Here is a 13465-nt window from a genome sequence, read left to right as displayed (position 1 = left end):
CAGCTGGCCCGACGCGAGATTTTTTGTTACACGCCGATGCGAAGGCCTTACAAAACTGGGGGCCTTGAAACAAACGCCGCGGGTAGAGTGACTTACGGACCGAGCACAGCGCTGCATCCGCTGGAGATAAGTCATGAGTACCGTCACCGCCCGCAGCCTTGCGACGCGCCGCTTGGCCGGCTGCACTTTGATCGCCGCAGCCGTCCTGCTGGGTGGCGCGCAAGCGACGTTGGCGCAGGACATGCCGGCCACGCCTGATAGCGCCGCGACCAGCCCGAACCTCGATCCGCCGGGGCGCATCGCCCGGCTCAACTACACCGCCGGCACCGTGACCACGGAGCCCGCCGGCGCCCCCGACTGGTCCTACGCGCAGATCAACCGCCCGCTCACCACCGGCGACCAGCTTTGGAACGACCAGGACGCGCGCTCCGAACTGCACATTGGCTCGACAGCGGTGCGGCTCGGGCCGTCCACCAGTCTCGACGTGCTCAACCTGGATGACAACATCGTCCAGCTCAAAGTCGCGCAGGGCACCTTGTCGACTCGCGTGCGCGAATTGCCGCCGGGCACCTCATACGAGATGGACACGCCGAACGTCGCGCTCGGCGTGAACGGACCCGGCGACTACCGTGTCGATGTCGCGCCGGACGGCAGCAGCACCACTGTCACCGTGCGCAGCGGCAGCGCGACCGCATACGGCGAAAGCGGCCAGGTGCCGGTCGCGGCGGGCCGACAGATCCGCTTCGGCGGCACCAATCTGCAACGACTCGCCGACAGCCAGGTACCCGGCCTCGACAGCCTCGATCAATGGGCCGTCAGCCGCGATGCCGCGGAGGACCGCTCGGTGTCGGCACAGTACGTGTCGCGCGACGTACCCGGCTATCAGGATCTCGACGCCAACGGCACGTGGCGCACCAGCCCGCAATACGGCGAGGTATGGGTGCCGCGCGCCGCGCCCGCCGACTGGGCGCCCTACCATGACGGCCATTGGATCTGGCAGGCCCCCTGGGGCTGGACCTGGGTCGACGACCAGCCATGGGGCTTCGCGCCGTATCACTACGGCCGCTGGGTGCAGTTGGACGACACCTGGGCGTGGGTCCCGGGACCCATGGCAGACGACGCGCCGCCCGTCTATGCGCCGGCTCTCGTCGCCTTCGTCGGCGACGACGAAGGCGTTGGCGCGCCCGATTGGGGCGTGAATCTGGCGGTCGGCGGCATCGTGGCGGCCGGCGTCGTATGGTTCCCGCTCGGCCCCGGCGAGCCGTGGCATCCGCATTGGCGCGGCCGCGATCGCTGGAGTGAGCGCTACTACGAGCGCGTCAACCGGAACCAGCATGAGCGCAACGTCAACATCCATAACACGTACGTCAACTATCGCGCGCACGGCGCCCTGACCGCGGTGCCGGCGACGGCGTTCGTGCATGGACAGCCGGTCGCACGCTTCGCACAAAAGGTCGATCCGCGCCAATGGCATAACGCCCGGTTCAACCCGGGCGGGCTGGGCATCGCGCCGGTGCGGGAAAGCTTCGGCCCGGGTCTTCGTAATGCGAACTATCGGCCGCCTGCGGGCGTGATCGCGCGTCCGGTCGTGGCCACGCGCAGTCCCGCCACGCCGGCCGCTTATCACGACAACCTCGCACAGCGTTTCGCACAGACGGGGGGACGGGTGCCGGGCGGCGGCGAGCCGGTCGTGCGGACGTCGGTGCCCGCGCGGGTGGCGGGCGCACCAGGCGCGCTGCCGACGCCGAACGTGCGGGTCGTGCAGTCGCATATCGCTGGGCGGCCGCCGGGCATGGCGGCCGGTGCGCCGATCCAGGGCGCGCCCAACGGTGCGCAACCGACGGGGCTGCGGCCCGGCGAAGTTGCCGGCGCCGCGCGCGTGCCGCATCCACGGGAGCCCCAAGGTCGACCGGGAATGCCGTCGCAGATGGTCAACCAGCAGCGCCCGCAGCAGCCCGGCGCAATAGCGCCTCCGACCAACCGTGTGCCGCGGCCGCCACAGGCGGGTGGCGGCAATGTGGAGGCAAATGCGCAACAGCGTGGGATGGGAATGCCCGAGCAAGCGGCTCGGCAGCCCGGTGCCGGCGGCGGCCACGAGCCGGTGTGGACGCAGCCGCATACGCCGATGGCGCAGCAGCGTGGCGCTCCGATAGCGCAGTCGGGACGACCGGGTTTCGCCCAGCAGCCTGGCCCGAGCGGGCAGGCAAATGCGCTGCTGCAACATCAGGCAGTGCCGCGTCCGGTGGAAAGCCCGGCGCCGCAGCCGCAGGCGCGTGGCCAGGCGTTTCAGCCGCAGCGGCAGGCTGAAGCGCAGGTTCGCGAGCCGCGTCAGGAGTTTCATCCGCAGCCGATGCAGATGGCACGTCCGGACGGACATCCGCAGCAGATGCAGATGCAGCAGCCGCCGCCTCGTCCTGAGTCGCGGCCGCAGCAGGTGCAGCAGGTGCCGCAGTTCCGACCCGAACCAAATGCTGCGCAGATCCCGCAACCGCGACTGGAACCGCGGACGCAGCCGATCCAGCAACCGCGCCCCGAACCCCGGCTACAGCCGATCCAGCAACCGCGCCCCGAACCGCGTCCGCAGCCGATCCAGCAGCCGCGCCCCGAACCCCGGCCACAGCCGATCCAGCAGCCGCGCCCCGAACCCCGGCCGCAGCCGATCCAGCAACCGCGCCCCGAACCGCGGCCGCAGCCGGTGCAACAGCCGCGTGCGCAACCGCAGCAGCAACACGCCGAGCAACATTCTGGCAGTGGCAACCGCGACGAACGTCATAAAGGTTGAGCGCGGCCGCCCGTCAGGTCCTCCCGCTCGCCGCACCTGACGCTGCACGCTAAACGCACCGCAAAAAAAACCGCGACTCGCACCGCGGTTTTCCATTGGACGACCGAAGCCGGCCGCCGACGCGCCAGTCAAATCGCCATAGGTGCGGTCAACGGCTCGTGGTGCCGATAACCGACCAGCGTGAAATCCGTCGGCTCGATCTTCTCGAGCCACTCGGGTTCATAGACGCCAGTTTTAGCGTACTCCGGCACCCGATCCGAAATCGCCAGAGTCGGGCTCTCATAAGGCTCCCGCGTGAGCTGCTGCTGCAACATGCCGAGCTGGTTCTCGTAGATGTGCGCATCGCCGATGAAATACGTGAACCAGCGCGGCGTGTAGCCCGTCAGGCGTCCAACCAGATGCAGCAATGCCGCCCCTTCGGTCAGGTTGAACGGCGTGCCGAGCCCGACGTCGTTGCTGCGTATGTAGAGACACAGCGAGATTTCGCGGCGCGCGACGTTCGGCAGAAACTGATACAGCAGATGGCAAGCCGGCAGCGCGATCTGGTCCAGCAACGCCGGGTTCCAGGCATGGAACAGAATGCGCCGGTCGGCGGGGTTCTGCATGATCGTATCCAGGCACTGGCGCAACTGATCGATGGCCTTGTAGAGCAGCACTTTGGGGCGGCCCTGCTCTTCGAATCCGGTCACCACCCGGAAGCCGCGCGCGCTGGCGTCGGCAAGCTGCGCGCTCGCGTCGGCGTCGAGCACCTTGTACGCCGGCCACTGACGCCACTGCACGCCGTACACGTCGCCGAGATCGTCGGGGCCCTGTCGGTACGGATTGGCCAGCCATTGCGGATTCTGATTGGCGTTCGCGTCCCACACTTTGCAGCCGAGGTCGCGGAAATCCGCGGCACTGCGCGACGCGCGCAGGAATCCGACCAGTTCGCCCACGGCCGATTTGAACGCGAGCTTTTTTGTCGTGACAGCGGGAAAGCCCTGCTGGAGATCGAAGCGCAACATCGCGCCCGGCATGCTGATGGTGCGGATGCCGGTGCGGTTCTCCTGCCAGGTGCCGGTATCGAGAATCGTGCGAACGAGGTCCAGGTATTGTTTCATGCGGGTTCCTTCGACGCAGCACACACAGACTCTCGATGCGCGCCACGGGGATTGAGCGGAAATCGCGATTTTAGCAAGCGCAGCCGGCCGACGTCCGGTCGGGTCAGTTGCGAAGAGGCTATCGGTGGGAAAGCCGCCCCGAACCGGGGCGGCATCGTGACTGACAGACGGCCAAGCGTGGCGACAGCGGCCGTGCAGCAGAGACTCGTGTCAAGCGTAAGCGAGCGCCCACACGGCGTGGGCATCCGCAGCACGGACCCGTCTCGAAGAGCTAACGAGGAGTCCGGCAAGCGCCGGCGGCAGGCGCCTCATCGGGCACCGGCAGCGCACTCAAAGATGCGGTACCGATGCCGGCAAACCGCCATGCGGCGTCGACAACGGCTCGTTTTCCATATGCCGCATCCCATGCGAGCACAACAGCCGATACAAGGTCACGCGAGAGATACCGAGTTCCTGCGCCGCGTCGCCGAGCCGCCCGCGATGGCGCAAGAGCGCCAGTTCGATCGCTTGACGCTCGGCCGCCTCGCGCGCCTGCGCAAGGGACACGGGTACGATCTCGACATACTCGGCGAGTTCCAGATCACGCGCCGTGATGGCGCGGCCCTCGGACATGACGATGGCGCGCCGCACGCGGTTGATGAGCTCGCGCACATTGCCCGGCCAGCCGTAGTTGTGCAACGCCGCGATCGCATCGGGCGCAAAGCCGCGCAAGCGGCGGCTAGCGTCCTTCTTGAAACGTTCCAGCATGTGGCGCGCAAGCAACTCAATGTCCTTGCCGCGCGCGCGCAGCGGCGGCTCGTCGATCTGCAGCACGCACAGCCGGTGATACAGGTCGGAACGAAAGCGTCCTTCGATCATCGCGGCCGTCATGTCGACGTGCGTTGCAGAAATGATCCGCACGTCCACGTCGATCGCGCCGTGACCGCCGAGGCGCTCGACCTTGCGCTCCTGCAAAAAACGCAACAGGCTCGCCTGGCTCTCGAGCGGCAGATCGCCGATTTCGTCGAGAAACAACGTGCCGCCGTTGGCTGCTTCCACCCGGCCGATCTTGCGCTGATTGGCACCGGTGAACGCGCCCCGCTCATACCCGAACAGTTCCGATTGCAGCAGATGCGGCGGGATCGCGCCGCAGTTGATCGGCACGAAAGGCGCATTGCGCCGCGCCGAACGCTCGTGGATTGCGACTGCCGTCAGTTCCTTGCCGGTGCCCGATTCGCCCGAGATAAACACCGGCGCGTCGGTCATCGCCACCTTGCGGATAGAACGGAACAGCGCGAGCATCGCGTCACACGAGCCGACCATTTCGCCTTCGGCGCCTTGCGAGCCATCGTTTGAAGCCGGCTCGCCCAGCGAGATCATGCCGTACGCGTGCCCGACGGAATCGACGATGCGGTCGCCCGAATACGGCACCGTCACATAGTCGAAACAATAGTCGCGCACGAGCCGACGCAACGCCGCGTCGCGCAACTGGCCGGCCATCGTGGCTGCCACCCAGCCGACATTCGGCATGGTCAGGCATGACTCGAAAGCCGCAATCTCGTGCGGCTGGAAATCGCTGGAAAGATCGAGCAGGCCGCCTGCGGCCGCTCCGGCGCGAACGGCTCGGCGCACGTCGCGCGCCGAGCCCACGACTTCGACGTGCCAGCCGCGCTGATGAAATCGTGTATTCAAGTCCGCGCTCGGGTCGCGTGAAACGTAAATCAGTTGCCGCGTGGCGGGTTCCATTATTCAGATCCTCTCGTCAACGAACGTTTAGGATAACGCACGCACCTGAGCTGCAATTCAGACACGCTGGCCCATTCGGGATTCGCGAATAGCAAACCCGAACGGCCATTCCATTCCGTGCGGACAGCTGATCCCCAACAAAGCGGCGTGTGTGTTTGAAACGGGCCTGTGGCGGCCTTTTAAGGCTAAGGCTCTTTTCGAGAGCTTACTATACGTCCGCCGCCCGGAAAACAATTATACAAATTTAATCACAGCCGCCTTAGCCAGCAAGGGCCGCTGGCCCATAACCATTTATTCAGCCGACGAATAAGTCGATAATGGAAGCGCTTTTCGTCGCGCTCACGCCAAGGTAGTTTGTACTCGCCGGATTAATGAGCCACAGGTATTTTCTTCTTGCCGTTTCAGGACTGGAACGTTTCTGCGCTTTTTTTCGAATCGCACTCGCCGAAATTTACGTCGCGTCCTTCTGCGTCAACCGATTGAGAGCAATGGCACAAGTTTCGCTAGATGCCTACACCGAGGAGACTCATCATGCGACTTGCTTCCCCAATCGACTCCAGCGGGGCTGCGGCATTGGCCGCCCGCCGCCCCGCGCCCGCCCTGACCGCGCTGCAACGAGCGGTCCGCGCTCTGGCCGCCCGGGCCCAATCCGCCATGGTGGCGGATCACGCCAAAGCCGGCCTCGAAGGCGACGCCGCAGCCATGTCGGACATACCGGCTCGCGAGCTCAGCAGACCCAGCTTGCTCGCGCGCGCCGATGCATTCGTGAACGATTTTTCACTGGATGAGCGCGTGGACTCGCGCCAATGCGGTGAGACGGTCGGCCGGTTGATGGTGCCGGTGACGCCACAGTCAATGCGCGGACGCAGCGGTCGGGTCACGTTGTGGGATGAGATCGCCCCGCCCTCGCCCTTGCCGTTGCCGATGCCGGTTCAGGCCGCGCGCCCATAGCTGGCCCGCGGCGTCCCACCGAGCCCTCGTTCGTCACGGGCTACCTGCGGCTCTCGCAAGCGTCGACCTTCTGTTCGGCGCATGCTTTGCCCGCACCGCGCTCGCGCAGCAGATCATCGATTGGGCAGTATCGGCAACACTGACGAAGAACCTCGTTTCGCCGCGCGCGAATAACGCTGCCGGCGCGCGAACCAGGACGCCCTTGGCGATCGTCGCCGGCACGTCAGGTAGAATCGGTGCAGTTACGTTCCCCTTTCCATTCGATGACGACGCTCACCCTGATCGTCGCTCGCGCCAACAACGGCGTGATCGGCCGCGACAACCAGTTGCCCTGGCGGCTGCCCGAAGACCTCGCGTTCTTCAAACGCACCACGATGGGCGCGCCCATCATCATGGGCCGCAAGACGCATGAATCGATCGGCCGGCCCTTGCCGGGACGCCGCAACATCGTGGTGACGCGGGACGCGGCGCGCCGCTTTCAGGGCTGCGACGCCGCCACGACCCTCGCGGATGCGCTGCGCCTCGCCGGCCAGGACCAGGCACCGGAGGCGTTTCTGATCGGTGGCGCGCAGCTGTACGAGGAAGGCCTCCGCCTCGCGGACAAGCTGATCGTCACGGAGATTTCCGCGGACTTCGACGGCGATGCCACGTTTCCCGAGCTCGATGACAACGAGTGGGAAGAAGTCGCGCACGAGACGCATCGTGCGCATGCGCCCAATGACTTCGACTATGCGTTCGTCACGTACAAGCGCAAGGGTGCGGAACCACGCAACGCTTAACGGGTCACGCGCAATAAACGCGAACGCCACGCAGATTTGAAATGCACCCAGCAGTTGGGCACGCGTCGGACGATGTGGGGTGCACAGTTCAGACATCGCGTGGCGCCTTTAATTGGACCGCCGGAACGCGGTGAAGGCGCCTACTGCCCCGCAATCGTCATCCGTTCGATCAGCACCGAGCCGGTCTGCTTCGTGCCGCGCGTGATTGTGTCCGCGCCGATCGCGACGATACGGCGGAACATCTCCTGCAGCGTGCTCGCCACGGTGATCTCCTCGACCGGATACTGGATCTTGCCGTTCTCGACCCAGAAGCCCGACGCGCCGCGCGAGTAATCGCCCGTCACGTAGTTCACGCCCTGTCCCATCAGTTCGGTCAGCAGCAAGCCGGTGCCGAGTTTCTTCAGCATCGCTTCGAAGTCGTCTTCCGGGCGCGTGTTCGAGCTGCGAAACGACAGATTATGCGAGCCGCCCGCGTTGCCGGTGGTCTGCATGCCGAGCTTGCGCGCGGAATAGGTGGACAGGAAGTAGCCTTCCACCACACCGTCCTTTACCACCGAACGCTGCCGGGTGCGCACGCCTTCTTCGTCGAACGGCGCGCTGCCCATTGCGCGGACCACGTGTGGATCTTCGACGATCTGCACATGCGGCGCGAACACCGGCTTGCCGAGACTGTCGACGAGAAACGAGGTCTTGCGATACAGCGCGCCGCCGCTCGTGGCTTGCACGAACGCGCCGAGCAGTCCGGCGGCGAGCGGCGCTTCGAACAGCACCGGCACCCTGCGTGTGTCCAGACCGCGCGCGCCGATGCGCGCGAGCGCGCGTTGCGCTGCGTAGCGGCCCACTGCTTCGGGGTCGGCCAGGTCGGACGCGCTGCGGGTCGACGTGTACCAGTCGTCGCGCTGCATGTTGCGGCCACTGCCGGCGATCGGCGCGCACGCGATGTAGTGGCGCGAGTACGGATAGCCCGCGAGAAAGCCTCGCGAAGTGGCCAGCATGAATTGCGAGTGCTGCGCCGACACGCTCGCGCCTTCCGAGTTCTTGATCTGCGGGTCGGTCGCGAACGCGGCATCTTCCGCGCGGCGGGCGATCTCGACCGCTTCGTCGGCGGACATATTCCACGGGTGATAGAGATCGAGGTCGCGCGGCGCAGTTTCGAGCAGCTCGGCTTCGGCAAGGCCGGCGCAGTCGTCTTCCGCGGTGAAGCGTGCGATGTTGTAGGCCGCCGCGACCGTGTCCTTCAAAGCTTGTGACGAGAAGTCGGAGGTGCTCGCATTGCCGCGCTTGTTGCCGATGAAGACCGTCACGCCGACCATCTTGTCGCGATTGTGTTCGATCGTCTCCACTTCGCCGCGCCGCACGGACACGGACAGGCCGTCGCCCTCGGAGATTTCCGTAGCGGCGTCGGTGCCGCCGAGCGACTTTGCGTGACGAAGGATGTCCGAGGCGATTTCCTTCAGTTCATCCTGGGTATGCGGAAAAAAGCGCTGCTTGACGTCCATGTCTGCTGCCATTGTCGTTGCCGTCCTGTTCGGGGCCGAGCGGCCGTGGGTGTTCGCACTTGCCGCGTTCGTGCTTGAGCACGGGCGGGGTCGTTTACGCATCCCGCGATCATAGCAAGGTACGCGTCGCCGTACCTGGCAATCGCGAAGGCTTGCGTGTGTGGCTGCGAGTCGCGGTGTGTGCCGCGTTTTTGCCGATGTATTTGTTGTGCATTGCTGCGCCGCTTGTCCACGGGTGATGTGCTGATCGCCCGCGTACGTCCCTCGCGCCGCGCCTCGCAATACACCCGTTCGCCACGCGCGATACGTGCGGCGCGACGCCCGCGCGGGCGCGCCCGGCGCGGCAAGCTACAATACTGGCATGACACGCAAAACCCGCATTCAACCCATCGAATCCGCCGCGCCGGAAGTCGACGAAAACGGCTACGACCGTCCCAGCAAGTCCCAGCTCAAGCGCGACATGCACGAGCTGCAGGAGCTGGGCGCGGCGCTGATCGCGCTGCCCAAGGACGCGCTCAAGCGCATGCCGATGCCAGAAAAGCTCGACGACGCCGTACGCGATGCGCGCCGCATTACCGACCACGAAGGCAAGCGCCGCCAGGTGCAATATGTCGGCCGCGTCATGCGCTCGCTGCTCGACGAGGAAACCGCCGCGCTGCGCACCGCGCTCGACACATACAACGGCGTCAACAAGGCGGAGACGGCCAGGCTCCACTGGATCGAGCGCACTCGCGAGAAGCTGCTCGCCGACGACGCGGCGCTGACCGAGTTCATCCGCCAGCACCCCAATGCCGATCCGCAGGAGGGCCGTACGCTGATCCGCAACGCTCGTCAGGAAGCGCAGCAAAGCAGGCCGCCGCGCTATTTCCGCGAGCTTTTCCAGTGGATCAAGAACGCGGACGGCCCATCCGCGCAGAACGATTCCGACGACGAAGCCCCGGAAGACGACGATGACGAGCGCGACGAGTAAGGCCATTCGCCGGCACCCGGACGAGATCGTGATCGGCCTCGTGTCGATCAGCGACCGTGCGTCGAGCGGCGTGTACGAGGACAAAGGCATTCCGGCCTTGCAGGAATGGCTGGGTGCGGCATTGAGCTCGCCGTGGCAGGTGCTCACGCGGCTGATTCAGGACGACGCGCCAACCATCTCTGCGACGCTCGTCGAACTGGTCGATCAGGCCGGCTGCGATCTGGTGCTGACCACTGGCGGCACCGGTCCGTCGCGCCGTGACGTGACGCCCGAGGCAACGCTCGCGGTCGCGACCAAGGAGATGCCCGGTTTCGGCGAGCAGATGCGGCATATCAGCCTGAACTTCGTGCCGACCGCGATCCTGTCGCGCCAGGTTGCGGTGATCCGCGAAACCGCGGATCACGCGGCGCTGATCATCAATTTGCCGGGTCAGCCGAAGTCGATCAGGGAAACGCTGGAAGGCCTGCACGATACGGACGCAGGCGGCACGCCCGGCACGCTGAAGGTGCCCGGCATTTTCGCGGCGGTGCCTTACTGCATCGACCTGATCGGCGGCCCGTATGTGGAAACGAACGCCGACGTAGTGAAGGCGTTCCGGCCGAAGAACGCAGTGCGCGCGCCGCGGCCTGCCTAGCGCTTACTCGGCGTCGGCGGATGCGTACGGCGCCGACGGAATCAGGAAGTGCTCGCGGTAGTACTTCAGTTCGTCGATCGATTCGTGGATGTCGGCCAGCGCGGTGTGCATTGCGCGCTTCTGGAAACCTTTGTAGATGGCCGGCTGCCAGCGGCGGCACAGTTCCTTGAGCGTGCTGACGTCGAGATTGCGGTAATGGAAGAAGCGCTCGAGATCCGGCATCCAGCGCGCCATGAAGCGGCGATCCTGGCAGATCGAGTTGCCGCACATCGGCGACTTGCCGGGCGGCACGTACTGCGCGAGGAAATCGCGAATCAGCCCGGTGGCATCGGCCTCGCTGACAGTCGACGCCTTCACGCGGTCGATGAGCCCGGAACGCCCATGGGTGTTCTGGTTCCACTGATCCATCTTGCCGAGGGTGTCGTCGCTCTGGTGAATGGCCAGCACCGGACCTTCGACCATCCTGTCGAGCGTCGAATTCGTCACCACCACCGCGATTTCGATGATCCGGTCGGAGTCGGGTTCGAGCCCGGTCATCTCCATGTCCAGCCAGACGAGATTCATGTCGCTGCGCTGAAGCGGCGGACGTTCGGTGAATGCGAGGATGTCGGTCATGAAGGCAGCCCTGATGGCCTGGCAGACGGCTTCCGTGCAAGCGCGCTGCCGCGGCGGTTGTTCGTTTGAGATCGGTTTGAGCGGATGGGCGCGAGCCGCTCGAGTCGCTCTGGACCGATAGCGGCGGCTTTGCCCACGTCACCCCGCCGCGAGGCGGGAAGAACCCTATAATTCTCGCATAGATACCACGGAATCCCCGGATGCTCAGCCTGTACTTCACCGTTCTGTTCGCCGTCGCCGTCGTGGCGATGGTCGGCACCAAACTCTGGCTCGCGTCGCGGCAAATCCGCTTCGTCGCCGCCCATCGCGAACAGGTGCCGAGCCAGTTCGCCGGCACCATTGCACTGACCGCGCATCAACGCGCCGCCGACTACACCATCGAGCGCACCCGCCTCACGATGATCGAGATCCTCGTCGGCGCGGCGCTGCTGATCGGTCTCACGCTGCTCGGCGGCGTCCAGGCGCTCGACCTGGCGATCTCCGACTGGCTCGGCCGCGGTTACGTCGGGCAGATCGCGCTGATCGTAGCGGTGATCGCGATCACTGGTGTGATCGACCTGCCGTTCGATTATTACCGGCAGTTCGTGATCGAACAGCGCTTCGGTTTCAACCGGATGTCGAGGCGCATCTTCTGGCTGGATCGCATCAAGGGCACGCTGCTCGGGGCCGCGTTCGGCCTGCCGCTGCTGTTCGTCGTGCTGTGGCTGATGAAACAGGCGGGCGACCTGTGGTGGCTGTGGACGTGGATCGTCTGGGTGGTGTTCCAGATGCTCGTGCTGGTGCTGTATCCGTCGTTCATCGCACCGCTCTTCAACAAGTTCGAACCGCTCAAGGACGAAGCGCTGAAAAGCCGTATCGAAGCGCTGATGCAACGCTGCGGGTTCGCGGCCAAGGGCCTGTTCGTGATGGACGGCAGCCGCCGTTCGGCGCATGGCAATGCGTACTTCACCGGCTTCGGCGCGGCCAAGCGGATCGTGTTCTTCGACACGCTGATCGCGCGCCTGTCGGGCAGCGAAATCGAGGCCGTGCTCGCGCATGAGCTCGGGCACTTCAAGCGCCGTCATGTGATCAAGCGGATGCTCGTCACGTTTGCGATCAGCCTCGCGATGCTGGCGCTGCTCGGCTGGCTGTCGCAGTGCGTGTGGTTCTACGAGGGACTGGGCGTGCGGCCGTCGCTGCTGGGTGGCAACGAGGGCCTCGCGCTCGTGCTGTTCTTCCTCGCGGTGCCGGTGTTCCTGTTCTTCGTCACGCCGCTCGGCAGCCTCAGCTCGCGCAAGCACGAGTTCGAAGCCGACGCCTTTGCCGCGACGCAGACCGATGCGCAAGACCTCGTCAACGCGCTGGTCAAGCTTTACGAGGACAACGCGTCGACGCTGACGCCCGATCCGCTTTACACCGCGTTCTATTACTCGCATCCGCCGGCGTCGCAGCGGATCGACCGTCTGCTGCGGCACGCATGAGCGGCCGCTCCCCGAAAGCGCCGCGCGCGCCGTCCAGCCCGCGCATCGGCGGCCTCGTGGTGGCCGCGCATGGCCGCCACTATCTCGTGGCGCCCGAAGACGGCGGCCCGATGCTCCAGTGCTTCCCGCGCGGCAAGCGCAGCGAGGTGGCGGTCGGAGATCGCGTGATTTACGAGCCGACTTCCGCCGACCAGGGCGTGATCGTCGAGATTGGCGAGCGGCGCAATCTGCTGTATCGCTCGGATCAGTACAAGTCCAAACTGTTCGCCGCCAACCTCGATCAACTGTTGATCGTGCTCGCCACCCAACCGCATTTCAGCGAAGATCTGCTCGGCCGCGCGCTGGTCGCCGCGCAAGCGAACGAACTCAAGCCGTTGATCGTGCTGAACAAGATCGACATGACCGCTGCGCTCGAGGGCGCCCGCAGAAGGCTCGAGCCGTATCGCGCGTTGGGCTATACCGTGGTCGAGGTGTCGATCAAAATGCAGCCCGAGGCCGCTCGTCAGGTTTTGAGCGAACATTTGCACAGTCATTCGACGCTGCTGCTGGGACAGTCAGGAATGGGCAAGTCGACGCTCGTGAACCTGCTGATTCCGGACGCCGAGGTCGCCACGCGCGAGATCTCGACCGCGCTCAATAGCGGGCGTCATACCACCACTTTTACGCGGCTCTATCCATTGCCGAACGTCGAGGGCAGCGGCGCCGGCGGCGCGCTGATCGACTCGCCCGGCTTCCAGGAATTCGGCCTGCATCATCTGACCGAAGGCCGGCTCGAACGCGCGTTTGTCGAGTTCCGGCCGCTGTTAGCGAACTGCCGCTTCTACAACTGCCATCACTTGCACGAGCCGGGTTGCGCGATTCTCGAAGCAGTCGCCGATGGCCGCATTCGCCGCGAACGGCACGCGCTGTACGCGCAGCTCGTACACGAAGCCAGCCAGATCGTGCGCTGA

Annotated in this window: 11 protein-coding genes; 7 read left to right on the top strand and 4 right to left on the bottom strand. The window is 65.5% G+C overall.

The annotated features are described in order from the left end of the window. The first annotated feature begins 133 nt into the window (after window positions 1-133). A complete protein-coding gene (locus ABQJ48_RS04450) occupies window positions 134-2782 on the top strand; it encodes a DUF6600 domain-containing protein (RefSeq protein WP_367836239.1) in 2649 nt (882 codons plus the stop codon). Between the two features lie 128 nt (window positions 2783-2910). Here ABQJ48_RS04450 and ABQJ48_RS04445 read toward each other — a convergent pair whose 3' ends face one another. Together ABQJ48_RS04445 and ABQJ48_RS04440 are read right to left on the bottom strand one after the other, a co-directional pair. Beyond that, complete coding sequence (locus ABQJ48_RS04445; RefSeq protein WP_367836238.1) at window positions 2911-3882, bottom strand: thymidylate synthase; 972 nt, start codon at window positions 3880-3882, stop codon at window positions 2911-2913. Window positions 3883-4212: 330 nt separating this feature from the next. Next, window positions 4213-5607: a sigma-54 dependent transcriptional regulator gene (locus ABQJ48_RS04440; RefSeq protein WP_367836236.1), complete on the bottom strand. Its 1395-nt coding sequence runs from the start codon at window positions 5605-5607 to the stop codon at window positions 4213-4215. Between the two features lie 531 nt (window positions 5608-6138). Here ABQJ48_RS04440 and ABQJ48_RS04435 point away from each other — a divergent pair. After that, window positions 6139-6558, top strand: coding sequence for a hypothetical protein (locus ABQJ48_RS04435; protein WP_367836234.1), 420 nt, complete (start codon window positions 6139-6141; stop codon window positions 6556-6558). A 263-nt stretch (window positions 6559-6821) separates the two neighbouring features. Then, the gene (locus ABQJ48_RS04430; protein WP_367836526.1) at window positions 6822-7337 is read left to right on the top strand and encodes a dihydrofolate reductase; all 516 of its coding nucleotides are present in this window, start codon (window positions 6822-6824) and stop codon (window positions 7335-7337) included. 140 nt (window positions 7338-7477) lie between these two features. Here ABQJ48_RS04430 and pmbA read toward each other — a convergent pair whose 3' ends face one another. Beyond that, a complete protein-coding gene (gene pmbA / locus ABQJ48_RS04425; RefSeq protein ID WP_367836233.1) occupies window positions 7478-8848 on the bottom strand; it encodes a metalloprotease PmbA in 1371 nt (456 codons plus the stop codon). Between the two features lie 349 nt (window positions 8849-9197). On the opposite strand from pmbA, the gene yjgA reads away from it, so the two are divergent. Together yjgA and mog are read left to right on the top strand one after the other, a co-directional pair. Beyond that, complete coding sequence (gene yjgA, locus ABQJ48_RS04420; protein WP_367836524.1) at window positions 9198-9806, top strand: ribosome biogenesis factor YjgA; 609 nt, start codon at window positions 9198-9200, stop codon at window positions 9804-9806. Next, a complete protein-coding gene (mog, locus tag ABQJ48_RS04415; protein ID WP_367836232.1) occupies window positions 9787-10440 on the top strand; it encodes a molybdopterin adenylyltransferase in 654 nt (217 codons plus the stop codon). The genes yjgA and mog overlap by 20 nt, the downstream gene beginning before the upstream one ends. Window positions 10441-10443: 3 nt before the next feature. Here the strand turns inward: mog and orn are convergent, their stop codons facing one another. Next, the gene (gene orn, locus ABQJ48_RS04410; protein ID WP_367836230.1) at window positions 10444-11055 is read right to left on the bottom strand and encodes an oligoribonuclease; all 612 of its coding nucleotides are present in this window, start codon (window positions 11053-11055) and stop codon (window positions 10444-10446) included. A gap of 200 nt (window positions 11056-11255) precedes the next feature. On the opposite strand from orn, the gene ABQJ48_RS04405 reads away from it, so the two are divergent. Both ABQJ48_RS04405 and rsgA read left to right on the top strand, forming a co-directional pair. After that, on the top strand, window positions 11256-12515 hold the full coding sequence (locus ABQJ48_RS04405; RefSeq protein ID WP_367836228.1) for a M48 family metallopeptidase: 1260 nt from the start codon (window positions 11256-11258) through the stop codon (window positions 12513-12515). Beyond that, complete coding sequence (rsgA, locus tag ABQJ48_RS04400) at window positions 12512-13465, top strand: ribosome small subunit-dependent GTPase A (RefSeq protein ID WP_367836227.1); 954 nt, start codon at window positions 12512-12514, stop codon at window positions 13463-13465. Before ABQJ48_RS04405 ends, rsgA begins: the two co-directional genes overlap by 4 nt.

This window comes from Paraburkholderia suaedae, from assembly GCF_040812055.1.
Taxonomy (GTDB): Bacteria; Pseudomonadota; Gammaproteobacteria; order Burkholderiales; family Burkholderiaceae; genus Paraburkholderia.
The sequence above is the reverse complement of the archived record's forward strand: the minus strand, read 5'-3'. Positions and strand labels throughout refer to the sequence as shown.

Excerpts from the sequence above, each read along its gene's own strand:
- ABQJ48_RS04435 (WP_367836234.1), top strand. The coding sequence starts at position 6,139 with ATGCGACTTGCTTCCCCAATCGACTCCAGCGGGGCTGCGGCATTGGCC.
- mog (WP_367836232.1), top strand. The coding sequence starts at position 9,787 with ATGACGAGCGCGACGAGTAAGGCCATTCGCCGGCACCCGGACGAGATC.
- yjgA (WP_367836524.1), top strand. The coding sequence starts at position 9,198 with ATGACACGCAAAACCCGCATTCAACCCATCGAATCCGCCGCGCCGGAA.
- orn (WP_367836230.1), bottom strand. The coding sequence starts at position 11,055 with ATGACCGACATCCTCGCATTCACCGAACGTCCGCCGCTTCAGCGCAGC.
- ABQJ48_RS04440 (WP_367836236.1), bottom strand. The coding sequence starts at position 5,607 with ATGGAACCCGCCACGCGGCAACTGATTTACGTTTCACGCGACCCGAGC.
- ABQJ48_RS04405 (WP_367836228.1), top strand. The coding sequence starts at position 11,256 with ATGCTCAGCCTGTACTTCACCGTTCTGTTCGCCGTCGCCGTCGTGGCG.
- ABQJ48_RS04445 (WP_367836238.1), bottom strand. The coding sequence starts at position 3,882 with ATGAAACAATACCTGGACCTCGTTCGCACGATTCTCGATACCGGCACC.
- pmbA (WP_367836233.1), bottom strand. The coding sequence starts at position 8,848 with ATGGCAGCAGACATGGACGTCAAGCAGCGCTTTTTTCCGCATACCCAG.
- ABQJ48_RS04450 (WP_367836239.1), top strand. The coding sequence starts at position 134 with ATGAGTACCGTCACCGCCCGCAGCCTTGCGACGCGCCGCTTGGCCGGC.
- rsgA (WP_367836227.1), top strand. The coding sequence starts at position 12,512 with ATGAGCGGCCGCTCCCCGAAAGCGCCGCGCGCGCCGTCCAGCCCGCGC.
- ABQJ48_RS04430 (WP_367836526.1), top strand. The coding sequence starts at position 6,822 with ATGACGACGCTCACCCTGATCGTCGCTCGCGCCAACAACGGCGTGATC.